This window comes from Devosia pacifica (assembly GCF_014652635.1).
Taxonomy (GTDB): domain Bacteria; phylum Pseudomonadota; class Alphaproteobacteria; order Rhizobiales; family Devosiaceae; genus Devosia; species Devosia pacifica.
Genome location: NZ_BMZE01000002.1, coordinates 225,352 through 248,638, shown reverse-complemented (window position 1 = coordinate 248,638; position 23,287 = coordinate 225,352). Strand labels below are relative to the sequence as shown.

General features: G+C 59.0%; 22 protein-coding genes. 10 read left to right on the top strand and 12 right to left on the bottom strand.

All coding sequences use genetic code 11. The features are described from left to right. Window positions 1-47: 47 nt before the first annotated feature. The 5 genes from IE127_RS08310 to dgoD all read right to left on the bottom strand — a co-directional run bounded on the left by IE127_RS08310 (window position 48) and on the right by dgoD (window position 5,021). Window positions 48-800: an SDR family oxidoreductase gene (locus IE127_RS08310; protein WP_189425175.1), complete on the bottom strand. Its 753-nt coding sequence runs from the start codon at window positions 798-800 to the stop codon at window positions 48-50. A 355-nt stretch (window positions 801-1,155) separates the two neighbouring features. After that, window positions 1,156-2,046 (bottom strand): LysR family transcriptional regulator, encoded by an 891-nt coding sequence (locus IE127_RS08305; protein ID WP_189425173.1) that lies wholly within the window; start codon window positions 2,044-2,046, stop codon window positions 1,156-1,158. A 245-nt stretch (window positions 2,047-2,291) separates the two neighbouring features. Continuing rightward, window positions 2,292-3,059 (bottom strand): FadR/GntR family transcriptional regulator, encoded by a 768-nt coding sequence (locus IE127_RS08300; protein ID WP_189425170.1) that lies wholly within the window; start codon window positions 3,057-3,059, stop codon window positions 2,292-2,294. A 29-nt stretch (window positions 3,060-3,088) separates the two neighbouring features. Beyond that, window positions 3,089-3,847: an SDR family oxidoreductase gene (locus IE127_RS08295; RefSeq protein WP_189425168.1), complete on the bottom strand. Its 759-nt coding sequence runs from the start codon at window positions 3,845-3,847 to the stop codon at window positions 3,089-3,091. Between the two features lies 1 nt (window position 3,848). Beyond that, the gene (gene dgoD, locus IE127_RS08290; protein ID WP_189425167.1) at window positions 3,849-5,021 is read right to left on the bottom strand and encodes a galactonate dehydratase; all 1,173 of its coding nucleotides are present in this window, start codon (window positions 5,019-5,021) and stop codon (window positions 3,849-3,851) included. Window positions 5,022-5,147: 126 nt separating this feature from the next. Here dgoD and IE127_RS08285 point away from each other — a divergent pair, with 126 nt between their 5' ends. From IE127_RS08285 to IE127_RS08250, 8 genes are all read left to right on the top strand, one after another. Continuing rightward, on the top strand, window positions 5,148-6,059 hold the full coding sequence (locus IE127_RS08285) for a carbohydrate ABC transporter permease (RefSeq protein WP_210310462.1): 912 nt from the start codon (window positions 5,148-5,150) through the stop codon (window positions 6,057-6,059). Further along, window positions 6,056-6,898: a carbohydrate ABC transporter permease gene (locus IE127_RS08280; RefSeq protein WP_189425164.1), complete on the top strand. Its 843-nt coding sequence runs from the start codon at window positions 6,056-6,058 to the stop codon at window positions 6,896-6,898. The genes IE127_RS08285 and IE127_RS08280 overlap by 4 nt, the downstream gene beginning before the upstream one ends. 69 nt (window positions 6,899-6,967) lie before the next feature. Next, entirely contained in the window at window positions 6,968-8,251 is a 1,284-nt protein-coding gene (locus IE127_RS08275; protein ID WP_189425163.1) for an ABC transporter substrate-binding protein, read from the top strand. Window positions 8,252-8,316: 65 nt separating this feature from the next. Further along, window positions 8,317-11,025 carry a DUF8487 domain-containing protein gene (locus tag IE127_RS08270; RefSeq protein ID WP_189425160.1) on the top strand — a complete coding sequence of 903 codons (2,709 nt, stop codon included), beginning with the start codon at window positions 8,317-8,319 and terminating at the stop codon, window positions 11,023-11,025. After that, window positions 11,022-12,107, top strand: a complete 1,086-nt coding sequence (locus IE127_RS08265; RefSeq protein WP_189425157.1) for an ABC transporter ATP-binding protein — start codon at window positions 11,022-11,024, stop codon at window positions 12,105-12,107. The genes IE127_RS08270 and IE127_RS08265 overlap by 4 nt, the downstream gene beginning before the upstream one ends. A gap of 356 nt (window positions 12,108-12,463) precedes the next feature. Further along, on the top strand, window positions 12,464-13,132 hold the full coding sequence (locus IE127_RS08260; RefSeq protein WP_189425155.1) for a response regulator transcription factor: 669 nt from the start codon (window positions 12,464-12,466) through the stop codon (window positions 13,130-13,132). A gap of 35 nt (window positions 13,133-13,167) precedes the next feature. Beyond that, entirely contained in the window at window positions 13,168-14,481 is a 1,314-nt protein-coding gene (locus tag IE127_RS08255; protein ID WP_189425153.1) for a sensor histidine kinase, read from the top strand. A 263-nt stretch (window positions 14,482-14,744) separates the two neighbouring features. Further along, entirely contained in the window at window positions 14,745-15,101 is a 357-nt protein-coding gene (locus tag IE127_RS08250; protein ID WP_189425151.1) for a hypothetical protein, read from the top strand. Between the two features lie 65 nt (window positions 15,102-15,166). On the opposite strand, the gene IE127_RS08245 is transcribed toward IE127_RS08250, so the two are convergent. Beyond that, the gene (locus IE127_RS08245) at window positions 15,167-15,583 is read right to left on the bottom strand and encodes a MarR family winged helix-turn-helix transcriptional regulator (protein ID WP_189425149.1); all 417 of its coding nucleotides are present in this window, start codon (window positions 15,581-15,583) and stop codon (window positions 15,167-15,169) included. A gap of 321 nt (window positions 15,584-15,904) precedes the next feature. On the opposite strand from IE127_RS08245, the gene IE127_RS08240 reads away from it, so the two are divergent. Next, the gene (locus IE127_RS08240) at window positions 15,905-16,897 is read left to right on the top strand and encodes an HlyD family secretion protein (RefSeq protein WP_210310461.1); all 993 of its coding nucleotides are present in this window, start codon (window positions 15,905-15,907) and stop codon (window positions 16,895-16,897) included. A 6-nt stretch (window positions 16,898-16,903) separates the two neighbouring features. Then, window positions 16,904-17,932 carry an FUSC family protein gene (locus IE127_RS08235; RefSeq protein ID WP_189425147.1) on the top strand — a complete coding sequence of 343 codons (1,029 nt, stop codon included), beginning with the start codon at window positions 16,904-16,906 and terminating at the stop codon, window positions 17,930-17,932. Between the two features lie 130 nt (window positions 17,933-18,062). Here IE127_RS08235 and IE127_RS08230 read toward each other — a convergent pair whose 3' ends face one another. The 6 genes from IE127_RS08230 to IE127_RS08205 all read right to left on the bottom strand — a co-directional run bounded on the left by IE127_RS08230 (window position 18,063) and on the right by IE127_RS08205 (window position 23,208). Next, window positions 18,063-18,257, bottom strand: coding sequence for a hypothetical protein (locus IE127_RS08230; RefSeq protein ID WP_189425145.1), 195 nt, complete (start codon window positions 18,255-18,257; stop codon window positions 18,063-18,065). 64 nt (window positions 18,258-18,321) lie between these two features. Continuing rightward, window positions 18,322-19,029, bottom strand: coding sequence for a DUF4386 domain-containing protein (locus IE127_RS08225; RefSeq protein WP_189425143.1), 708 nt, complete (start codon window positions 19,027-19,029; stop codon window positions 18,322-18,324). After that, window positions 19,026-19,766, bottom strand: a complete 741-nt coding sequence (locus IE127_RS08220; RefSeq protein WP_189425141.1) for an NAD(P)-dependent oxidoreductase — start codon at window positions 19,764-19,766, stop codon at window positions 19,026-19,028. Before IE127_RS08220 ends, IE127_RS08225 begins: the two co-directional genes overlap by 4 nt. Window positions 19,767-19,812: 46 nt before the next feature. Continuing rightward, on the bottom strand, window positions 19,813-20,715 hold the full coding sequence (locus IE127_RS08215; RefSeq protein WP_189425139.1) for an alpha/beta fold hydrolase: 903 nt from the start codon (window positions 20,713-20,715) through the stop codon (window positions 19,813-19,815). Between the two features lie 138 nt (window positions 20,716-20,853). Continuing rightward, a complete protein-coding gene (locus tag IE127_RS08210; RefSeq protein ID WP_189425137.1) occupies window positions 20,854-21,864 on the bottom strand; it encodes an AraC family transcriptional regulator in 1,011 nt (336 codons plus the stop codon). Between the two features lie 312 nt (window positions 21,865-22,176). Further along, on the bottom strand, window positions 22,177-23,208 hold the full coding sequence (locus IE127_RS08205) for an AraC family transcriptional regulator (protein WP_189425135.1): 1,032 nt from the start codon (window positions 23,206-23,208) through the stop codon (window positions 22,177-22,179). Window positions 23,209-23,287 lie beyond the last annotated feature (79 nt).

The window sequence follows — 23,287 nt, the reverse complement described above, 5'->3', positions numbered from 1 at the left end:
ACCCCGCCTGGGTGACTTCGGTGGTGAGATGAGGAGACGATCCTGACCTATTTCAAGAACGGGTTGATCGCCGCCAGCGTGGCATCGAAGTGGCCCTCGGCCTCGGCATTGCGCATGAAGTCGACCCCTTCAACAAGGATTTCGGCTGGCGTCGGCTTGTGCTGAAAGAGAGCCATGACCTGATCGGCGAAGGCATCGAGTGGCATGAAGCGCTCGTTGGTCTTCTGGCCGGGGGTCAGATCCGTCTGCACCGCTGGCGGCACCAGTTCGATGACCTCGACCTTGCCCTTGAGCACGGCTCTCAGCGAAATCGTGTAACTGTGAATGGCAGCCTTGATTGCCGAATAGGTGGGGGCGATCACCAGGGGCACGAAAGCCAGTCCTGAGGTGACGTTTACGATGACGGCGTTTGACTGAGCGCTGAGATGTTCGATCAGTGCGTTGGTGAGCCGGATCGGCCCAAGCAGGTTGCTGGTGACAGAGGTTTCCGCATCACTCAGATCGCGCGCTTTATCGATCCCCATCTCCATGCGCATGATGCCGGCGCTGTTGATCAGCACGTTGAAATCGGGAAATTCCGTCACAAGTTTTTCGGCAAAGGCTGCGATGCTGGCAGGATCATCCTGATCAAGTGTCAAAGCGTGCATATTGGGCCGTCCGCCGATTGCCGTCTGCAGAACCTCCATCCTTCGCCCAGCGATGATGACTGTGTTGCCCAGATCATGAAAGCGGTGAGCGAGCGCTTTGCCAATGCCCGTGCCACCGCCGGTGATGAGAATGGTATTTCCTGTCGTCTGCATGGAACTTGTCCTTTCAAGTGCTTTTGGGTGAACCTGACGCCTTGCGCCGGTGGCTGTGCCTCTGTGCCCTTTGAAAGTAGCTGTCCAAGTTTGACGCCAATAGCCGCAAAATCTAGACGCAGCGTCTCACCAGCGGATCGATGTGGCTGGACTGAAGAGGCGTCGTCCTGGTTCGTGGGCGGTGCAGCGTTGAGCCGGACAAGTCCTGGCGATGTCGAGACTCTAAGAGCCGGGCGTCAATTCGCCCGAGGCTCGAAGGACTACCCCGTGTTCCTTGGCCTTCGCTCGCAGGAAATTTCGGTAATAGGAAATAGTGCCGTCCATGCTGTCAGACAGCGCGGAGGCTATTTTGCCTTCAGTGGCCGATATATGCCGATAGTTCGTCAGGCGTGCCTTTTGGAAAGGACTGCTTGAGATGTTCAAGAAAGGCTGAGACCCTCGCGCTCAACAGGCGGCGCGACGGATAAAGTGTCCATAACGCGATGTCCGGCGCATCGACATCGCCCCAGTGCACAAGGCGCCCGGCGGCCAAGTCATGGCTTACAAGCGATATGGGGAGCCGCGCCGCGCCAATGCCAGTCAGAACCGCGTCGCGGACCATGATCATCGAAGACAGTTGCAGGACTGGCTCGACCGTCATGACACCATTGCCGTTGGAGGTTTTTATTTTCCATTCGGTTGCGCGATCGGTAAGCCCCCGCACGACCGCCGGAACAGCCACCTTGTCTGCCGGACGGATAAGCGCCGGGCCGGCTACGACCACTAGGCGGTCGCGCAGGAAGGCCCGGCCAACAAGGGCTTCATTGGGTTGAGGGTTAACTCGGATGACCAGGTCATAGGCCTCTTCGATCATGTCGACTTCTCGATCGGTCGTCACCTCAAGGTGCACTTCGGGATACTTCATCCCAAATTCCGCGGCGAGTTTTCCCATAGCCGTCTGCGAAAATAAGAGCGGCGCGCTGATTCGCAATCGACCACGGGGGCTGGCTCCGCCAAACGCGATAGACGTAGCAGCCTCGTCGAGCTCTATGAGCAATTGTCCCGTGCGCTCAAAAAGCGCGCGACCTTCCTCGGTAAGCTTGAGGGTGCGCGCTCCTCGTTCGAAAAGCCGCACCGAAAGTCCGGCTTCCAGTTCGCTAACGCGGCGCGATAACGTAGCCTTGGGCCGTCCTGCTGCACGGGCCGCCCTTCCAAAGCCACCATGGCGGGCGACTAGATTGAAATCGGCAAGAGCAAGAAGGTCCACTCGTTCCTCCTATGAGACAGTGGCTCTATGTGTAACGGCTATTGGTATGTCTGTGGACCATTTTTCGGGAGTATCTTCTGCGATCAATGAAGCCCGGCCTTGGTGACCCAGTGTCCCCCGCGTCCTGTCTGCGGACCAACCGATATCTGATCACCCAAAGTCTTCGCCGGCGGTGGGAGGCAAACTCAGTACGGCTGAGGAAGTCGCAAAACCGGCTCGCGAAATGGGCGCAGCTGGGCAGAATGTCATGTAGGTTCTTGAGAGATTGCCGAGTCAGTAAACCGTGTACCGAAAGAACCGCTACCCAGACCCAAATCCACTACTGCAATGTTGAGAAGACGCGACATGGAGGCAAATGCACCCTCGGCGTCCCTGGCGCGGATGCGCTCAATCACTTCGCCATGGTTGGGAAGGGAGGCGCCCGGTTCTCGCGCGCGTTCCATCGTAACGCGAAACGAGTAGGCTAGGGCTGTGCCTATCATGTTGGCCAGTTGATGAAAAACGACGTTGCCGCTGGCTCTCAGCAATGCCGTGTGAAAGGCTATGTCGGCATTATTGAAAGCTTCGAAATCCTGCTCTGCCTTGTATCGTGACATTTCATCGAAAGCCCTCTCAATGGGGTCGATATCCCTCGCCGAAGCTCGCGATGCCGCCAGACGTGCGGCTGCCGGTTCTATAGCCTGCCTTGCCTCGATAAGGCTGAGCACGAGTTGAGGACTGGGAGCAAGATCCATGGACCAACGTAACAGGTCTTCATCGAGCAGATTCCAATTCTCGGTAGGCTGAATTACTGTTCCCACTCGTGGTCGGGTCGTCAAAAGTCCCTTGCTACCAAGAACTTTTATGGCTTCGCGCAAGGCGCTGCGGCTGACATTCAGTTCTTCGCACAACTCAGGTTCGGTAGGCAGCGCCATGCCAGAGGTCCAGCGCCGATCCAGAATGCGTACAGCAAGTTCCTTCACCACGATCTTGTGCACGCGAGGTTTGACCAGTACGCGGTCGACCGTATCCAACGCTATCTCTCCGTTCCAGTCCGGCTTGTCTAGTCGTGGTAGAGAACCGAGCGCCCGCCGTCGATGACAATGTTCTGTGCGTTGATGAACGGGGCCTCATCGCTGGCGAGCAAGAGCGCCGTCGCTGCGACCTCCTCGGGCTGGCAAATGCGGCCGGGCGGGTGCATGTCGTAGGTCTTTTTCCGCGCTGCCTCCGGGTCTTCGAACTCGTCCCAGTATTCAACGGCGAGCTGGGTTTCCACATAGCCCGGCGAAATCGCGTTCACGCGTATATTGCGGCGCGCATATTCGATCCCGAGGGCGCGGGTCAGCCCCAACAGGCCGTGCTTGGCGACTGGATATGGGAAGGTGCCGGGGATGATGGTGAAGCTGTGGGACGAGGCGATGTTGACGATCGCGCCGCCCTTGTCGAGCATCAGCGGCAAGTGGGCGCGGCACATGCGCCAAACGCCATCGAGGTCGACCGACATGCACCGGGACCATTCTTCGTCAGTGGTCTCAAGCGGCTCATAGAACACATTGATGCCGGCATTGTTCACCAGCACATCCAGCCGACCGTGTTTGGTGCGAACATGATCCGCCAGCGCCTCGACGCTGCTCAGATCCGTGACGTCCAGCACAAAGGACTCGGCGCTGTCTCCGAGCAGTTCCGCGGTGCTAGCAGCGGTCCCCGGGTCGAGTTCAGCGACTATGACGAATGCGCCCTCACGTACGAACGCTTCGGCAATCGCTTTGCCAATGCCGCGGCCGGCGCCAGTGACGATGCAGATCTTCTCCTTGAGCCGCATCCTACCAGTCCACCAGAGTGCCGTCGGGCATTACCGCGTTTTGAGTATGGAGGACTTCCTGCTTGAAAGGATGACGATCGCACTCGTCCTCGTCGACATGAACGCCAAGGCCCGGCGCATCCGGCACCTGCCAGAACCCATCGATCATCTTGATTGGACCCTGCACCACATCGAAATACCACGGCACGGCGCCGACCATTTCCTCCTGAATCACATGATTGGGCGTCGAGACGGCGAAGTGAAGCGCGGCAACGCCAGCGATCGGTCCGAGAGGATTGTGCGGCGCAACGCCAACGCCAACCGATGCTGCGCGGGCAGCAATCTTCTTGGCTTCCAGCAACCCGCCGCAATGGCAGATGTCCGGCTGAACGATATCGATGGCACCGAGTGACAACAACGTATCGAACTCGCTGTTGTCGATCAGACGTTCGCCGGTTGCCAGCGGGACCTGGGTTTTCTGCGACAGCTTCTTGAGGCTGTTGAAATCTGCGGGCTGGACCGGTTCTTCGATGAACATTGGGCGGAACGGCGCGAGGGCATCGATATAGGCCTGGGCGGCGCCGGCGGAGGCCGGACGCCCATGAAAGTCGACCATGATCTCGACGGAATCACCGGCAGCACCGCGCAGAGCCTCCATCATGCGTGCGACCTGATCGATCTCGGGAAGCGGGGCATGGTAGTGCGTGTAGGGAATGAACACCGCCTTGAACGCGGTGTAACCATTGCCGATGACTTCCAGCGCCCGATCGGCCAAGGCATTGGCTTCGTTGGTTTCGTAAACGGCACGCATGTCGCCCATACCGAGATGGGTATAAACCGACACCTTGTCGCGGACTTTCCCGCCGAGAAGCCGCCAGACCGGCACGTTCAGATGCTTGCCAAGGATGTCCCATAGCGCGAGCTCGACGCCCGAGACGGCGCTCATGCCCACGGCACCAAGCCGCCAAAAGGATTGCTTGGTCATGGCGCGGACGGCCTGCTCGATGTCGCGCGGGTCGCGCCCGATCAGCAGAGGGGCCAGATCCTGGATGACCCCGACCACGGCTCGGGTTTTCCACTCAAGCGTGGCCTCGCCCCAGCCGAACAGCCCCGGCTCGTCGGTCTCCACCTTGACGAAAACCCAGTTCCGCATCTCCGCATTCACGACCTTCGTCTTGATGGATGTAATCTTCACGAAATGCCCTTTGATCTGATGATTAAAGGACTAATGAGCAAATTCCGTGCGGTCAAGCCGAGGGCAATCCTTGACAGCGCGACAAATCATCTGATTATTAAAAGAATAGGTTGCCGAGGAGGGGTCGTGAGCGACAGGGCTTCCATTGCTGCGAATATCAAGCGGAACAGCGCGCTTTACATCTGCGTCGCGCCGTTCCTCGTATTGTTCGCCTTGTTCAGCATCTTTCCGGTGTTCTTCTCGGCCTATCTGGGCTTCAACCATTGGGACGGATTTGGCGAGCCGGTGTTCGTGGGCCTCGAAAACTACAGCCGCGCGCTCGGTGATCCGATCTTTCGCAAGGCTTTGGGCAACACGATCTTCTTGTGGTTCTGGTCGACTGCGCTGACCGTGGGGCTGGCGCTGACACTGGCGGTCCTCGTCGACAGCTATGTCGTTTTCGGGCGCAACTATTTCCGCATGGTCTTCCTCCTGCCGCTGCTCGTCGCGCCATCCATCGCGGCAATCATCCTGCGCATGTTTTTCACGTCGAATGGCGGCCTGGTGAACCTGATGACCGGCGCCGTTACCGGCACGCCGAGCTACTTCGACTGGCTGGGGTCCGAGTTCTGGATCAAGCCGCTGGTCGTGCTACTCGTAATATGGCGCTGGACCGGCTGGCACATGATCATCTTCCTTGCCGGGCTGCAGTCGATCCCCCGCGATATTTATGAAGCGGCGCGCATGGACGGCGTCGGGCGGTGGGCGATCTTCTCGCGCATTACCGTTCCGTTGCTCATTCCGTCCCTGGCGTTCTCTGTCATCACCGCGACGCTGGGCGGCGTGCAGATGTTCGATGAGCCATTTGTGCTCACCCAAGGCACTGGCGGGACCAACAACAGTGCCACGACGCTTGGCATGTACCTGTATGCCACTGCATTTTCGCAATTCAATTTCGGACTGGGTGCGGCCGTATCCTGGTACATCTTTGCAGGTGTCGTAACCCTCACCCTAATCTATCAGGCAGCGTTGCGTCGCTCGAGGATGGGGGCGCAATGAAACGCTTGCTGGCAAATCGCGAGCGCAGGTTCAATCTGCTGCTAACCCTGATCATCCTTGCTCTGTCTGCGCTGTTTGTGCTGCCGCTGTACTGGACGACTGTCTTCGCCACACGGTCGCTGGCGGAGGTATTCCAGTTCCCGCCGCCGCTATTTTACGGCGACAACATCTTTCAGAACTTCGAGAACATTGCCGGCGTCTATCCGCCGTTCCGGCCGATCATCAACTCGCTGGCTGTTGCGATACCAAAGACCATTCTGCTCGTTTTCGTCAGTGCGCTGGCCGGGTACGGGCTATCTCGATACACCCGGGCGCCAGGGCACAAGACGCTACTGCTAGTGAGCTTTGCGACGCTGTTTTTCCCACCGTCACTGGCGCTGATACCGTTCTTCCTGCAGATGAGCTGGATCGGTTGGCTGAACACATATTGGCCGCTCATCCTGCCGGCGGCCGCCTCCGGCTTCGGTGTCGTCTGGATGTACACCTATATTGGCTCAACCGTACCACGCGAATTGTATGAAGCCGCCGAAATGGACGGCGCCAAGGGCATCGCGACATTCTTCTTCGTTGTCGTGCCGATTATCCGGCCGGGCTTGGCAGCCTTGGCGGTGTGGACGCTGGTCGAGACCTGGAACGAGTTCCAGCTGCCGTTGGTCATTCTCGGCGCCAGTGAAAAATTCACGGTGCCACTGGCGCTGACGTCCCTGTCGACCACGCATTATTCGGACATGCCGGCCGTGATGCTGGCGACATTGATGGGTCTGGTGCCCGTCTTCATCCTGTTTTCCCTGCTCAGCAGGCAATTCATTGCCGGTCTCACATCAGGAGCCGTCAAATGACCCGGTGCAGCAACGCGCCGGGTCGGTAAGCCGCCAAAGCGGCATAACAACATGAAGTGGAGGGCCCAAATGACCAAACCTTGGCTTAAGACGATGGCTGTACTTTCAGCCGGGCTGATCACCGTGCTGCCCGCTATCGCGCAGGATACGGCCAATACAGAAATTTCCGGCGACATCAGCGTATGGACCTGGCCAAACAACGACCGCACCTTCGAGGCGTTGTTGCCGGCGTTCGCGGAAGCCTACCCCAACATCAATGTTGAGATTCAGGGCTACCCGACTGCCAATGACGCCTATCTCAACACGCTGCAGCGCGGGATGCTGTCGGGCAGTGGTCCGGACGTTGCAATGATCGAAATCGGGATGATGGCACTGCTGCGCGACAGGCCGCAATGGGTGGATCTCTCGCAAGAGCCCTATAATGCCGGCGAAATGCTGGGGGACTTCGCCGAATTCACGGTGAACAATGTCACCCTGGATGACGGCAAGGTCGTCGCGATGCCCAAGCACACCGGTCCCGGCGGCATGTTCTATCGCCGCGACATCTTTGAAGAAGTAGGCCTGCCGACCGACCCCGAGGCAATCTCGGAATTGTTCAGCGATTGGGATGCCTTCATCGAAGAGGGGCAGAAACTGGTCGTGCCGAACGAGCGCTGGGTCATCGGCAATGGCGAGGAAATCGTGCGGGCGATGATGGCTCAGGCTGGCGTCAGCTATTTTGACGAGGAGGGCAACCTTCAGTTCGATCACCCGGTCTTCCGGGAAGCGCTCGAGAAGGTGGAAGTTGCCGCCGATGCCGGAATGATCTCGCCATTCGCTGCCTGGACGCCTGAGTGGCAGGGTGCATTCCAGCGCGGTCAACTCGCGACTGTGATGTACGGAAACTGGTTCGGCGGTCTGCTGAAACGCGCCTATGCGGCGGATCAGGAAGGTTTGTGGGGCGTCGCGTCGGCCCCGGCACTGGAGGGTAACCGTTCGTTCAACAGCGGCGGAGACTACATCGGCATCCTAGAGACCTCCGACAACAAGGAAGCTGCGTGGGCCTTTGTGAAGTGGATCGTGTCGGACGAGGCGAGCCTTAAGCAGCAGTTCCAGAGTGATGACTTGTACCCGGCCTACAATCCGGCAGGTGACGCTGACTGGATGAACTTTGAAGACCCCTATTATGACGGTCAGAACGTCAATGAGATCTTCGCGCCAGCTCAGAAAGAGCTGATCCCGTTCGTTCTGCATCCGCTCGATAGTGTTGCGGCGAACGCGATGCGCACAGCGGTCGACAATATCGCGCGGGACATCATGAGTGTCGACGAGGCCCTGGCTTCTGCCAAGGAAACGGTTCAGGCGCGCATGTAACCTTCGGGGCGGGAGGCGGCTGCGGCTCGTCTCCCGCCTTTGTCTCAAGCTAATGGACAGATGTGATGTTGTTTGAAACGGCTTTGGCCGGCGAGTGGGAATTCGCTCTAGATTCGGAATCCGTCGGCGAACGCGAGAAGTGGTTTGATGGCACGCTCCCCGAGACCATTGCGTTGCCAGGCAGCGTGGACGAGGCAGCGAAAACGCCCCTCACCACAGAAAAAACCATGTTCTTCCTGTCCCGCAAGCATCCCTATGTGGGCAAGGCCTGGTATGCGCGGGATTTCGAAGTACCGGAAAATGCCCATGGGCTGTTTCATCATCTGTTTCTCGAGCGTGTCCATGGTGAGCTCAATGTCTGGGTCGATGGCTACAAGCTCGGACGCGACGACAGCCTGTCCACACCAAACCGTCTGCTGATCGGCCAGCTCTCGGCTGGCAAACACCGGTTGGTGATGATGATCGACAATGCTCGCTACGAGGCCGTGGGCGAAGCGGTCATCCGCGAAAACTCGATGATGTCTGATGTTGCCCACTCACAATCGGACCACACGCAGACCAACTGGAACGGCGTCGTCGGCCGCATGGCAATCGAAGCCGCCCGTGCATCGATCGCCCGGCTTGATATCGATGCGCGCAGCCACGAGGCGCAGGTAAAGATCGAACTGGAAGCTTACGACCCTTCGCTGCGCTGGCCGACATACTGGACCGAAGAACACACCGACGAGTTGGTGCTTTCATTTGATTTTGGCGACGACGCCCAGCCGCTCGAGATCCGGCATCCGTTTCGGCTCGACAGCGCCTTCCTTGAAGCAGAGATCGAAGTCGCGCTTCCCGAGGATGCCCGGCGCTGGGATGAATTCGATCCCGTCGTGCATCGACTGGCAGTGACCTGGCTACGGGACGGTATCGAGCAGGATCGACACGCCACGAGCTTCGGCATTCGCAGCTTCGAACGAGACGGCAGGCGTCTTCTTTTGAACGGCCGGCCCGTCTTTTTGCGCGGTACGCTCGATTGCGCCATCTTTCCCCTCACCGGCTATCCGCCCACCGATCATCAAGGGTGGCGCAAGGTGTTCGGAGCAGTGAAAGCGTACGGCCTCAATCACGTGCGCTACCATTCCTGGTGCCCGCCGGAAGCCGCCTTTGATGTCGCGGACGAGATGGGCATTCTGCTGCATGTGGAGACGCCTGTCTGGCCCGTACTGGGGGCGGACCCGAATCTTGATCGGTATATCCATGCCGAAGCGGAGCGCATCATCAAGGCCTACGGCAATCACCCAAGTTTTGTAATGTTCTGCGTCGGCAACGAGGTGCATGGCGACGGACTGCACGCATTTCTGGAGCGGTTTATTGGGGAATGGAAGGCCCGCGACAAGCGCCGCGCCTATACCGGGGGCTCCGGCTGGCCCACCACGCAACGCGCAGACTACGCCAGCAAACCGGAGGCTCGCAGTCAACGCTGGCAAGAAGGGCTGGAAGCTCGCCTCAATGCGCGCCCACTCGAGACCAGAACCGACTGGCGCAATTACGTGGAAGCGGAAACACTTCCCCTGCTCAGTCACGAGATCGGGCAGTGGTGCGTGTTTCCAAATCTTGATGAAATCGACAAGTACACCGGCGTTACAGAGGCGCGCAGTTTCGAGCTTGTTCGTGACGATCTAGACAAGAAGGGACTTTTGCACCTCTGGCACGATTACTTCATCAACAACGGCAAGCTGCAAACGCAGCTCTATAAAGAGGATATTGAGGCGGCGCTGCGCACCAGGGATTTCCTTGGTACGCAATTGCTGGGCCTTCAGGATTTTACAGGTCAAGGGACAGCTCTGGTGGGGGTCGTCGACGCTTTCTGGGATCCCAAGCCATATGTGAGCGCAGAGGAATTCTCGGAGTTTTGTAGCCCTGTCGTGCCGCTGGTGCGCGCTTCGAAATTTGTCGTTGAACAGGGTGCTGGCTTTGAAGCCGATGTGCAGATCGCTCAGTTCGGGCCGAAACACCTGCATGACGCACGAATTCGCTGGCAGTTGTTGGGGGCCCATGGATGCGCCGCCGAGGGGACAATCGAGGTGGGCAATCTGCCTACCGGGCATCTGCACGATGTGGGCAGCATTTCAATCGATACGAGCAATCTGCCTGCAGCCGAGCGCTATGAGTTGGTGATTTCGCTGGACGGCACCGAGTACCGCAATCGATGGGGCGTCTGGGTGCTGCCGGCTGACGAAGCACCTGCCCCCCCGAAGATCGTTCATGAACTCGATGATCAGGTGCTCGCTCTTGTCGAGGACGGGGAGACGGTGGTCTTCCAGCCACGGCCCGAGGCGATGAAGCCCAACGCCTCGCTCGGTCACACGGCGGCCTTCTGGAACACGTTGTGGACGCAGGGGCAGGAGCCGCACACTATGGGGCTGCTCAATGACAGTGACCACCCGGCGTTCGCGGGATTCCCGATCGACAGGCATTCAGACTGGCATCTTTGGGAGCTGACGTTTCATCGCCGGGCGCTGGATGTTGCTGGCTTCGATGTCGGGGCCCTCATGCGGGTCATAGATGATTGGAATGCCAATAGAGATCTTGTTCTTCTCGCCGAGGTGGCGCTGGGCAAGGGCCGCCTCATCCTCAGTGCGATCGATTTGACGACGGATCTGAACCAAAGGCCTGTGGCACGATGCCTCCGCGCGAGTTTGGCGCGCTACGCGGCCAGCTCTAAAAAACCGTTGGCCCCCTCTGCACGTGCTGAAGGGATCAAGTCCTGGTGGCGAAAGGTTGCTGCATGAATGCGATCGAACTCAAGGGCATTAGAAAGTCTTTCGGAGCAAGCGAAGTCATTCACGGCGTCGATCTGGCGGTCGAGGAAGGCAAGTTCTACGTGTTTGTCGGACCCTCCGGGTGCGGCAAGTCAACTTTGCTGCGTATGATCGCGGGTCTTGAGGACATCACGGGCGGCGATCTGCTCATCGACGGCAAACGGTGCAACGATATCGAGCCAGCGCGACGCGGCTTGGCCATGGTGTTTCAGACCTATGCGCTTTACCCGCATATGAGCGTCGAACAGAACATGAGCTTCGGCCTGCGGATGACCGGGACCAGCAAGCAGGAAACCGCGGAACGCGTTGCCGAGGCTGTGCGCATTCTGCAGCTGGAGCCATTGGTCAAGCGCAAGCCAGCGCAACTGTCCGGCGGTCAGCGCCAGCGCGTCGCCATCGGCCGGGCGATCGTACGCCACCCACGCGCCTTCTTGTTCGACGAACCGCTATCGAACCTCGATGCGGAGCTTCGCGTACAGATGCGCGTCGAGATCGCCCAGCTTCACGAGCGCTTGGGCAGCACGATGATCTACGTGACCCATGATCAGGTTGAAGCGATGACCATGGCCGACAGGATTGTGGTGTTGCGCGACGGTCGGGTGGAGCAGCACGGCGAACCGCTTGATCTTTACAACCATCCGGAAAACCGCTTCGTTGCGGGCTTCATCGGTAGTCCGAAGATGAATTTCCTGCCCCTCAATGCGGTCACGCAAGGGGACACCGGGCTTGAGCTCACTCTCGGAACGCAGTCCATCCGCTGGGCGACGCCTTCCGGCGCAGGGGATCTGACGGGCGCGGTGGAACTCGGGGTGCGTCCTGAACATCTCAGCGCCGAAGACCGCCCAGGCTATGCCGAATTCGTCAAGATGCACGTCAAGCTGGTGGAGAATCTTGGCGCCCAGACGCTCATCTACGCATCGCTCGACGGCGACCAGCCAATCACGATGCTCATGGAAGGCCAGGTGCGGCCAAAGAGCGGGGACGTGATCCAGACCTATGTCCGTCAGGACCTTTGCCACTTCTTCAACGCAGAGCAGCGCGTGATTGCATAGCGTCCAGAGGCCAAGGTGGGTGTGAAGCCGTCCGGCCCGAGCCGAGGAACATTCTGGCGCGTACGAGCGGCGCCTGCTGTCGAATAGTTCGTCTCAATCGTTCTCCGATTGGCCGATAATGGCCGAAGGAGACTGAAAATGGGTATCTCACAGTGTCCTAGATGTTCATCCACATCCTGCGAACGCACTGTCATGACTTCACTTCGATGCAATACAAGCGAGCGCTCTTCCGGACTTGGGCGCGCGCTGCGTGCGCAACCTCGGGATCCTGACCCTTAACCGCGAACATTGCGGGTCGCCGCAATGGACCGGCAATGTTCGCGGTTTATTTTATGCGCATCAACGGGAAGTAGATGATGCGCATATTGCTGGTTGAAGATGAGCTGGACATGGCCGGGGCGTTGACTGCAGCGCTGCATCGGCAGGATATAATCGTCGACCACGCCGCAACGCTCGAACTGGCCGAGGAAGCGAGTAAGAGCGGCGTCCACGACGCGGTTCTGCTTGATCGAAAGCTACCGGACGGCGACGGCTTGTCGCTGATCCCGATCATTCGAAGCGGCCAACCCGGCCTGCCAATCATCGTGCTGTCTGCGCTGGGCTCGTTCGAACAACGCATCGACGGTCTCGACACTGGTGCGGACGACTACCTGCCTAAACCGTTCTCGACTGACGAATTGTTGGCGCGACTTCGGGCGGTGCTGCGACGACCCGCACAGATGGGACCATCAGTTGTCACTGTAGGAAAGCTCAAATTCAATCTCACCGAACGGATCGCGTATGTGGCCGATGAGCCAATCGAGCTCACACGACGCGAACTGCTTGCGCTCGAACTGCTTGCTCGACGCAATGGGAGAACCGTTTCGCGCAGCGCTCTTGAGGAGGCTGTATATGGCTTCGATGATGAGATTGCATCCAATACGTTAGACGCGCATATTTCGCGCTTGCGTCGAAAACTCTCAGAGGCTGCTGTAGAAATCCACGGTATTCGCGGCCTGGGGTACCTTTTGAAGGCATCCAGATGAGCAGCCCGAGGCCCCGGTCACTGCGACGAGCGCTCATGCGCAGCATGATCCTTATGCAAACGGTCGTGGTGCTGTGCTTCACTTTTGCAGCTGTGCTTCCGGTGTTCCACTTCCTCAGCGAGGAGCAGCGGCTTGATTCTGGCGTTATCAAGGTGATCGCCGATGCGGTGCGGCCTGCCATCGGGGGCGGCCTCAATGTCAGGTCTACCCGTGAGCTCGAACGGGTGAGTGCTGATCATCCCGATTTCTGGTTTTATGCTGTTGATGAAGCAGGCGATACGGTGCAACTTGGTGACGTGCCGGAACACATCCAGTCGCTGACGAGCGACATCACCCGGATCAGTTCGGCAAATATCTCCAATATCGGCGATGATTCCACGCCATTCGCGATCGTGCGCCATCATCCGAGTCCGGTGGGCAGGCTGTGGATAATCACCGCCGGCGGGCCGACGCTCGGTCCGTCGGTCCTGCTCATGGCGTTTTCTAATCCCTGGTTTTTGGGATTTATCCTGCTGCTCGCGACGACGACAATGCTGACGATACCTGTTTTCGTTGGCCGCCAGCTTCGTGGCGTGGAAGCTCTGGCATCGGAAGCCGCCTCAATTGATGTGGACCAGCCCGGGGTTCGCCTGTCGGCCGAGCGCGTGCCGACCGAGTTGCACTCCATGGTTCAGGCTGTGAACGATGCGCTTGAGCGGATCGATGCGGGTGTCGCTCGGCAACAACGTTTCATGGCTGATGCTGCTCACGAACTACGCACCCCGATTGCCATCCTTCACACCAAACTTGAGCTGCTGCCGGATGATGAGAAAGGCAAGCAGTTGCTGCTTGACGTAGCGCGATTGAGCAGCATGGCGGACCAGCTGCTTGATCTGCAAAGAATGGATCTGTCCGGCATGCGCCTCCAAAAGCTGGATCTTGTAGAACTGGCCAGCAACGTTACGGGAGAGCTTGCGCCCCTGGCGATAGCCGCCGGCGACGAGATCGACTTCGAGGCAGAGGCGGACAGGATCGAAGTTCTCGGGGATTCTGAAGCGTTGGGGAGAGCCCTGACGAACGTTATACAGAATGCCATCGCGCATGGCGGCGAACATGCGCGGATTTCCGTTCGTGTCTGTCGCGACGCTCGATTGCAGGTGGCCGATACGGGGCCGGGGATCGATCCTTCGCAACTGAAGGAGATTTTTGAGCCCTTTCATCGTGTTGCTCCCCTTCGCCAGGGTGCAGGTCTGGGGCTAAGTCTGGTACGAGACATTGTGCATCGACACAATGGCAGGGTCGTCGCAGGGGCGAACGAGGGAGGCGGTGCCCTGTTCGAAATACGCCTTCCCCAGGCTCCCGCAGCTTGATGGCCCGTATAGCAGACTTCCTAGTCCGTGATGTTCTCTGGCCTCGAAGCTTCTGGCGCGCATGCGGTTCGAAACTGAACCATTGTCGGCTCGCGATCGAAAGGCAAGTACGACGCCGGTGAGGCCGAAAAAATCACGCTAAGACACTGAATGACCTTGCTAAAAACTGAAGGACCAAAAAGGTGCCAGCGTTTTTTTTCCGCGCAATGTTGGCGCAATCCGTGCGGACGAGAGTGGGGGTGTTCAAAAGAAAGGACACTTCGATGAATATCAAAATAGCACTTGTTGCCGCCCTCGCTGCCGTTTCTCTGGCCCCTGCAGCATCCTTTGCTTCCGATGACCACGAGGTTCACGGTCGTTCCGACTTCGCCTTGACCGCGGCACTTGCCGAGAACGGTATTGCCGCCGAGCGGGTTGAAGAATGGGGCGAAGCCATCCGCGTTGATGTACGTCAGGCAGATGGTTCGCTCGGCGTGCTGCTCGTCGACAAGGACACCCTTCAGCCACTCAGCACGATCTCTGCTGGCAATCGCAGCCAACTCGGGAATACCGGGTCGGGTTTTTCGGCCACCGATTTTACCAATGCGCCACAGAGCCTTACCTACAGCGACGAAGACTAAGGCTGGCGCCGATTTCAGGTCAGCTGTGGAGGGCAGGTCGCCTCCCACACTGACCGGTGTCAGACTTACGTCTCGCTAGTCAGGGTGCTGATCTTCGAGACAAACTCTGCAATTACTTCCAGGTCTTCATCTGAGAACTGGTCCGTGGCGCGTCGATAGCTTTCTTCCAGCTCGAGATAGCGCTTCAATGGTTCGGCGGCGGCTCTCTGATCCAGTTCGATCAGAACGCTCCGCCGGTCATCTGGATTGGGTAGCCGGCGCGTGTACCCAAGCGACTGCAAACGGTCCAGCAGAGCTGTGCCGGACCCCGAACTCAGGTTCATGCGGCTGATAATCTGCTTGGGACTTACCGGCACGCCGACACGAAAAAGGTACCCGATGCAAGCGAAGTCGGTCGGGTGAAGATTCTGCTCCCGCGCCGCTTGATCCCTTGCCGCTTCGACGTTGCGCAGAAAATCTTGCAGCGCCTCGCCGATGCGCATCAGACGCCTTTCACGAACGGCATACTCTCTTGACGGTGTCTCTACCATAAACTATCTCGATCATAGAGATATATACCATTCTGGCTTACTAGGAGCGTTCCGGCTTTATTGCAAGGACGAACGGGCACTGTGACTGAACTCGCTTCTCGGCATCATGATACTACTGTCCCAGCGGAGTCCCCATCGCAAGGGAGCGGCGACGACGATCGGAAGCCGATCGCGAGCGACAATCAGAAGCCAGCCACTAGCGAGAGCAGCAACCCTGCCCGAAAAGTTGCCTTGGTAATTCTCCTGCTTCTCGTTGCCTCTCTTGCTTGGCATGTGACGACTGATCTTCTCGCGCCTTCAAGCACGACGGGATCGGCAGCGGCGCTGACCGCGCTTGTTGCTCCGCGTGTTGCAGGTCAGGTGCAGGAGGTGTTCGTCGAGGACAACCAGGCGGTGACGGCGGGTGAGCCCCTCTTCACTCTGGATCCGGCGCCACTGGAGCTTGCCGTACGCCAGGCCGAGGCCAATCTGGCCCAGGTGGCTCAAACTGTCGATGCATCGGTAATGTCGCTCACGTCCGTTGAAGCAAAGGTTAGCCAGGCGCAGGCAAACCTCGACAGCACAACGGCCGCGACTGAGCGCACGAGAACTCTGTTCGATCGTGGTCTTGCATCGCAATCTCAACTCGACGGGGCCCTCTCTCAGCTCACCTCGGCTCAAGCAAATCTTGACGCTGCAACCGCGGAACTTGAGAGTGCACGTCTGAAAGCGGGTGTGAGTGGCGCCAACCCGCAGCTTATGGCCGCGCAAGTGCAGCTTGAGCAGGCACAACTGAACCGCTCCTTTGCGACCGTTGTGGCCCCCGCTGATGGTGTGATTACCAATCTGCGGCTTGCCGTGGGCCAGTTCGTAAATGCCGGCACCCCGGCACTCACGTTTATCGAAAGCGGCAGTTCTTGGATTGTCGTCGATATGCGCGAGAACCAGCTTGCGAATGTCGATGTCGGTGACGAAGCGGACGTCGTCTTCGATGGCGTGCCCGGTCGCAAGTTTCCCGCTCGGGTCCAAGGGGTCGCCTGGGGTATCGATCCTGGTCGCACAGCAGCCAATGGATTGCCGCAGAACCAGTCCATGGCGCGTTGGTTCGAGCCTGCCCGGACCATCCCCGTGCATATTGAATTGGCTGAAGGGCAAGACTGGCCGCACAACGTGCGAGTCGGGTCCAAGGCCAGTGCGCTGGTCTATGCTGAAGGTCGTTCCAGCCCTGTGGCACTTTTGGCAGGTGCCTTGCAGACGGCTTCCGCCTACTTCTCCTACCTTTATTGACCGGCAATGTTTATCGCTCCGCGCCCATCGATCGATGATGATCCGCTGTTTGCGGTGCGGGTCGCGTTCATGCCTCTTATTGGCCTGTCACTCGCCATGGCGCTGCGCTCACCGCTGGCCATGGTCTATCCGACACTGATGTTCTCACTACTGGCTGGCAACAGGAAAGCGTTCGACCCGAAGCGGGTGTTTGGCGCGCCAATAATCTTCAGCGCGATGCTGTGGTTGATGTCGGGCGTCGTCATCGCGCTGCAAGGGGTTCCCTTGGCTCTCGTCGTGACGATGGGTGTCATATATTTTCTGGCATTTTATCTTATCCAGAGAACCGGCAATGCCCTCGGCATGCTGATTATCGTCGCGGCGGCACTGATGACGATAATGGGCCTTGGCTCCTATCCAAGCATGATTTTTCTACGCAACGAGATGACGAAGGCCGCGCTACTGTCTGCCTTGGTCGTTCCCGTTCTTTACGCATTGCTGCCGACCAGAACGCAGGAAATCAACGTCGATCATTACTCGCCAGCGTTTAGTTACGGATGGGGTCGTAGAGCAGCAATTCGCACCGGCGTGATGCTGGCTTACTCGCTTTATCTTTACACCATCCTCGACTTTTCAAATGTCATGCTGGCCGTAGCGGGAATGTTCGTGCTCGTGCATTCAACACGCCGATCGCTGTGGGTAGAAGCTGGCCAGCGCAGTTTCTCGGTCGTGTTGGGAGGTTGTCTGGCACTGAGCGTTCTCGCGATCTTGAACGCGGTTGGTCATCTTGCTGTCCTGTTCGGCCTCGTGTTCCTGATCACGCTCTGGCTGGGCAACAAGATGCTGACCGGGCGTCTACCTTCCATGGCCTACCAAGATGCAGCCTCCGTGATCGCTCTTGTCGGAAGCGCCCTTGCATCATCGGAGCCGGGATTTGCTTTCATGCAGCGTGCCTGCTTGACCGTTCTCGGCGCGCTTGCGGCAGCCTTGCTGGTCACGATACTCGATGAGGTGTTGATCAAGGAAAATAGCGAACCTTCATCGTTCACACGATGAGAGAATTAGGGCCGCGTGGTTTTTTGCCGTCGCCCTCGCATTACTGACGACATGCAGAACTATGCGGAATAGAAGATGTCGGTCTTCCGCCGATTTCATACATGACCGTACATGGCGTAACGCAGGATAATCAGGCTCCAGCGATCGCCAAAGAGGGTAGCGCCCCGCTTGAATAGCAGGAAGACCGAAGCAACGACGCGCTATCGCGGACCAGGGCAGGAAAACCAAGAACCGTGTCATAGAGATCGCTGGCAGTGGCGATGTCGTCGAAATAGATGGCCGTCTCGACAAGGCGGTTGACGCTGGGCTTCGTTCGTGAGGCCATCGAAAAGTCTCCATTTCTGTTTGGTGAAATCAGGCCGGTCGTTGACCGGCCCGGAGGGCGCGGATCAGGCCGCCTGTGTCCTAAGGGAACGCAAGCCGACCAAAAGGAGCGCTACGCAGAAGGCCGTTTCGGTTACCACCGGGATGGCATAAGCCGAGGCAAAGACGTCGTAGAACTCGGGTGCAAAAAAACGCAGGCCGCTGCCCATCAGGTAGACGGCTCCGGCAAGGGCAACGCCCACGCCAATGCTCTTGTGCACCAGACCTGAGCGCAAGATCAGCACGCCGGTCATCAGGGAATTGATGCCGAAGAAGATCAGGCCCAAGTCATAGCCGTGTGCGTGCATGTTAAGGAAAAGCAGGGCCAGTGCTTCCGCGGTGCCGGATGCGAGGCCAGACAGATCCTGGCCGCCCGCGATCAACAAGAGCGCGGCCTGCATGTTCATCAGATTGATGCCGATCATGACCGATTGGATGAGCCTGAAGATCATCGCCGCCAGGGCTAGGCGCGGCGCCACCGGACGGAACAAGACGAACAGCAGGATCGCAAGTCCGGCATCGGCGATGGCCATGACAATGTCGGCCGCGATCGAGAGCCGGTAGGCGTCGAGAGCGCCAAGAATGGCGGTGGCTGTCGATCCTGCGTTGGCAAAATCCACCAGAGGGCCGCGTAGGGCAACTTCGGAGAAAATGCCGCAAACGATAATGATGAGATAGAGCAGGCCCGCAAGACGCGCCGTCTTGAAGTCAGCATGGGTGAATTGGGTTCTCATGGTCGTCCTCCAGTTTCAGGTGTGGGCCGGGTGCTGGCCATTGACCGCTGTACGGCAGAGTGGCCGGCGCGAGCGGAAGCAGATGCGCGGCTCACCAGTGCGGGGGCTTGGTGGATCAGGCTGTCTTCGGTCAGGGCATTGACCATGAACAGGGCGAAATCGGTGCGCCGGGTGCGGTTGGACCGCAGGACCGGGTCACCGACATGCGGTGACCAGACGGGCAAACCTTCGCTGTCGCCATCCTCGAGATCGGAGGCGCGCACTAGGGTCCAGTCCAGATCGGATGCGAAAATGAGCCGCGCCGCCCGAGCATGGTCACGGATATCGGCCATGCCGGTCAGACGGGCGAGACGGCCGAATGCCCAGGTCGTCAGGCGGTCCCTGAGCGCGTATCGGTCATACTCGTCACGACGGACATGCCAGCCGGCAGAGAAGACCAGGCGGGCGTTCGGGTCGGCGCGTTCGAGCACAGTCAGCGCCGTCTTCGTGGCCATGCCATCTGTGCCCCAAGGCACCAGGACCGTCAAAACCCCGTCACAGCCCCTGATGGCCTTCGCGATGATGTCGGCGTCGCTCGTTTCGCCGGCAACGACCGTGATGTGGTCCTTGAAGGGGTCGAGCTTTTTGACGCTTTCTGGCCGGCAAACGCCGGTTACCCGGTAGCCACGGGCCAGGGCGTGTTTAGCCATCAATTGGCCAAGCTTGCCGGAGATGCCGATGATTGCAATGTGTTTCATGATGGTTGTCTCCCGCGTGCGGGCAGCCCGCTGCGGACGCGGAGCGTCAGTTGCCGAGGAAGTTAGTGACTGCGCTAGCAAAGTCGGGGCTGAGCGGTGCCATGAGGTGGTCGGCACCTTCGATGCTGACAAAGGTGAAATCGGGTAGCGGTCCAGCCAGCTTGGCAACATTGTCATGTTCAGGATCGTCGCTGCCGGCGAGCCCGAGAACGGGCACGGTGATGGAGGCCAGTTCTGCAGTATCGAGATCGATGATCTCGGGCAGCGCCGCAGCGACAGCCGCGAGGGGCCGGGCTGGCTGTTCCGGGTCTATGCCGTGTGCGGCGAGCAATTCCAACATTGCCGCCTGCGCTTCAGGGGGCATGTCCTGGTCGGGCGGCGCCATGGCTGCCATGAAGCTTCCGAAGGTCTCATTTTCAGACAAGGCACCCGAGACGAAGCCATAGGCTTCGGCTTCAGCGTCACCCGACCAGCCGGATCCCGCGATGATGAGCGACGCGACGCGGTCCGGATGGGTAGCGGCAAGCTTCAGGGCAGTTTCGGCACCCATTGAATAGCCAACAAAATGCGCCTTGGTGACGCCGCGGGCCTCCATCACGGCCACCACATCGTCAACCATGGTCAGGCCATAGGCACTGGCATCGTCCGGCTTGCCGCTGCTCCCGTGACCGCGCGCGTCGAGGGCTATGGTGCGGAAGTCCGGCATTGGTGTCAGGCCGATGGCCGACCACATGTCCGAGGAGCCGGCAAAGCCGTGCAGGAACACGACGGTTTCGCCCTGTCCTTCATCGACGAAATGGATCTGAACACCGTTTGAGCTGATCGCGCCCTCCTCGGCCAGTGCGCTGGCAGAAAGCAGTAGCGACAACGCCAACGGCGCGATCAGGGCAAGGCGATTGCCGCCTCGTACTGGATCGGTGGCTGCAAGGATGAATTGATCGGTGTGCATTGCTCGGTCTCCCTTGTTGAAGCGGTGTTCAAGGGAATATGCGGATCGAGGTCTACAGTATTTGCCGACACTGCCAGGGTTTTGGCCGAGCCTGCCAAAGACACTGTACGGGACCGCAATGGCAGTCTCTTATCGGTGTCAGGCGACCGGGCTTGTGGCCCTGCGATAGGCACCGGGCGTTTGGCCGACCCAACGCTTGAAGGCGCGATTGAAGCTGCTTTGCTCCGAAAAACCGGTGAGAAAAGCAATGTCCGGAATTGAGAAGGCGGGCTGGGACAGCAGGCGTTCGGCCAGAGAACGCTGCGTGCTCTCCAGCACCTCCTGATAGGTCTGTCCGCTCTCAGACAGACGCCGATAGAGTGTTCGCTCGCTCATTCCGAGGGCGCGGGCAACATTGGTGGCTTTGGGTATGCCGTTGCTGAGGGCTTCGGAAAGGTGCTCGGCCAGGGCGCGCTCCAGACTGTCCGGGGATGTCACGGCGCCAAGCTCTGCGTCCAGGTGCTCGGTCAGGAAGCGGGATACGGCAGCATCACCCAGCCGTGTCGGCAAGTCCAGCATGTCCGAACGGATGGCAATAGAGTTCCGCTCAGCGCTGAAGTGGACAGGGGCGCCGAAGAAATCTTCATACCGCGCAATGGGCCCGGGTGCTGCGTGTCGGAAGGTCACAAGGTCGTAGGACAGATCAGGGCCGACGAACTGCTTGAAGACACGACCAAAGCCACACAGGGCGCATTCGTTGCGCAGGTGCAGCGCAGGATGCTCGCTGGTCTGCCGCCGAAGGATGAACAGCGCTGGCTCGGCCCCTTCGTCCAACTGATAGGACACGGTGTCGGTTAGCAGCCTGAAATAGCGCTCGGCCCTTTCCAAAGTGTCCCTTAGCCGTGGCGCGGTCTTCATTGCGAGGCCGAGGGCGCCCAGATTGTCGATATCGACGGCCAGGGCATAGGCGAACGGCAGGCCAACACGATCGGGATGATTGCTGCCGATCCAGGCGGTCAGGTCGAAGTAATCCGTATCCGTAAGCCGGTCACCGACGCATTCAAGCTGACGCACACGCTCATCGCCGTCGAACAGACTTCCGTCCTCGGTCAATCTCAACCCGGCTGCGCTCGCCAAGGCCCGCGCAAATGCTGCTGTAACGGTTCCCATGCTCGATCAGAGGCGGACACGTACGCCAACAACAGCGGTATCATGTTGGTCGCCCATGGTCGACCTTGTGGTTCGGCAGATCTGTTCTGGCGGTGACCGATACCGACCTCTAAGGCGATAAAACCAACTCACGCACTCGTCTGCCCCTCCGCCAGAAAGTCGAACACCATCCCTACCCCGCGCGAGGTGTTGAGCTCACGATGGGGGTGAGCCAGATCGGACGGTGAACGGTGTGTGGAGTGGTTCACCCAGGAGGTGAGCACGGTCAGGTTGCTGCGGTCGCTGGGACACATAGAGCCGGGCCCTGGTCTTTCAGGCTGAAGCCGTAAGCAATTGATCGCGATACTCGGCCGGGGTCTGACCGGTCCAGCGACGGAAGGCGCGGACAAACGAGGACGCCTCCGAAAACCCCACGAGATAAGCCGCTTCATTGACAGAGACCTTGCGGGCAGACAGATAGTCAGATGCCATGCGGCATCGCAGTTCATCGGCGACCTCGGCAAAGGTCGTGCCTTCCTGCTTGAGGCGGCGATAAAGTGTTGCCCGGCTCATGCCGAGTTCGGAAGCGATGGCGTCAATCGAGGCCTCGCCCTTGTGAAGTCCGGGCATCAGCCCAGCTTCGACACGTGCACGGATGCTCTCGTCTTTTTCCAGGTTCTTGAGCAGCGCATCCGCCTTATCGGCAAAAATGCCGAACACGTAGCGAGACGTGTTTTCGAAAGGGCGCAGAAGCCATTCCGGTGCGATCTGCATCGCGTTGCGTGTGCATCCAAAAGTGATGGGACATTGCAGCAATTGCTCCAACTGGTCCGCATGTGCCGGTTTGGCATGGGTCATTTCAATCCGCACCGCAAACGGATGTTCGGGAAGATTGCGTCTGAACTCGCCGATGAACCGTCCAAAAGCGGCCTCGGTCAATGCCGGGCTTTGGTTTGGATTGGGCCGGTTGTCGATGATCCAGACTTCACTGGCTTCCTGCGACACGCTGAACCGCGGGCCACTTTCCATAATGTCGATATCCACCATGAGTGTGGAATAGCGGTTCAGCTGCTGCATTGCATCAGGCAGCGAGGCGGCGGAGCCAACGATCAACCCGACGACGCTGATCTTCTCGAGTTGGGTCTCAACCGCGTGCTTCGCCAACAAAGCTGGTTCGCCAGTCTGCGCGATAAGCACATCGATCAGTCTGAGATAGGTGTCGAAGGCGATGCGGCCGTCTTGATCGCCAAGGTCAGTCTCGCTCAGTCCGACCTCTCGAAGGATGTCCGTCTGGTGCAATCCCGAACGTGCCGCAAATTCGGCGAGCGAGCGGACCAATCCTGCGGCGACTGTTGCGCGTTTCACCTGACCATCCTCGTTTTGGCAGGACCTTAGTCAACATGACGCCCAAGGCCAACAAGTTGAAACCAACGGTCATGCTCAT

Bases quoted from the DNA above. Each gene is read 5' to 3' on its own strand.
- IE127_RS08310 (WP_189425175.1), bottom strand. From the start codon at position 800: ATGCAGACGACAGGAAATACCATTCTCATCACCGGCGGTGGCACGGGC.
- IE127_RS08295 (WP_189425168.1), bottom strand. From the start codon at position 3,847: ATGCGGCTCAAGGAGAAGATCTGCATCGTCACTGGCGCCGGCCGCGGC.
- IE127_RS08280 (WP_189425164.1), top strand. From the start codon at position 6,056: ATGAAACGCTTGCTGGCAAATCGCGAGCGCAGGTTCAATCTGCTGCTA.
- IE127_RS08275 (WP_189425163.1), top strand. From the start codon at position 6,968: ATGACCAAACCTTGGCTTAAGACGATGGCTGTACTTTCAGCCGGGCTG.
- IE127_RS08270 (WP_189425160.1), top strand. From the start codon at position 8,317: ATGTTGTTTGAAACGGCTTTGGCCGGCGAGTGGGAATTCGCTCTAGAT.
- IE127_RS08265 (WP_189425157.1), top strand. From the start codon at position 11,022: ATGAATGCGATCGAACTCAAGGGCATTAGAAAGTCTTTCGGAGCAAGC.
- IE127_RS08260 (WP_189425155.1), top strand. From the start codon at position 12,464: ATGCGCATATTGCTGGTTGAAGATGAGCTGGACATGGCCGGGGCGTTG.
- IE127_RS08255 (WP_189425153.1), top strand. From the start codon at position 13,168: ATGCGCAGCATGATCCTTATGCAAACGGTCGTGGTGCTGTGCTTCACT.
- IE127_RS08250 (WP_189425151.1), top strand. From the start codon at position 14,745: ATGAATATCAAAATAGCACTTGTTGCCGCCCTCGCTGCCGTTTCTCTG.
- IE127_RS08245 (WP_189425149.1), bottom strand. From the start codon at position 15,583: ATGCGCATCGGCGAGGCGCTGCAAGATTTTCTGCGCAACGTCGAAGCG.
- IE127_RS08235 (WP_189425147.1), top strand. From the start codon at position 16,904: ATGTTTATCGCTCCGCGCCCATCGATCGATGATGATCCGCTGTTTGCG.
- IE127_RS08230 (WP_189425145.1), bottom strand. From the start codon at position 18,257: ATGGCCTCACGAACGAAGCCCAGCGTCAACCGCCTTGTCGAGACGGCC.
- IE127_RS08225 (WP_189425143.1), bottom strand. From the start codon at position 19,029: ATGAGAACCCAATTCACCCATGCTGACTTCAAGACGGCGCGTCTTGCG.
- IE127_RS08220 (WP_189425141.1), bottom strand. From the start codon at position 19,766: ATGAAACACATTGCAATCATCGGCATCTCCGGCAAGCTTGGCCAATTG.
- IE127_RS08215 (WP_189425139.1), bottom strand. From the start codon at position 20,715: ATGCACACCGATCAATTCATCCTTGCAGCCACCGATCCAGTACGAGGC.
- IE127_RS08210 (WP_189425137.1), bottom strand. From the start codon at position 21,864: ATGGGAACCGTTACAGCAGCATTTGCGCGGGCCTTGGCGAGCGCAGCC.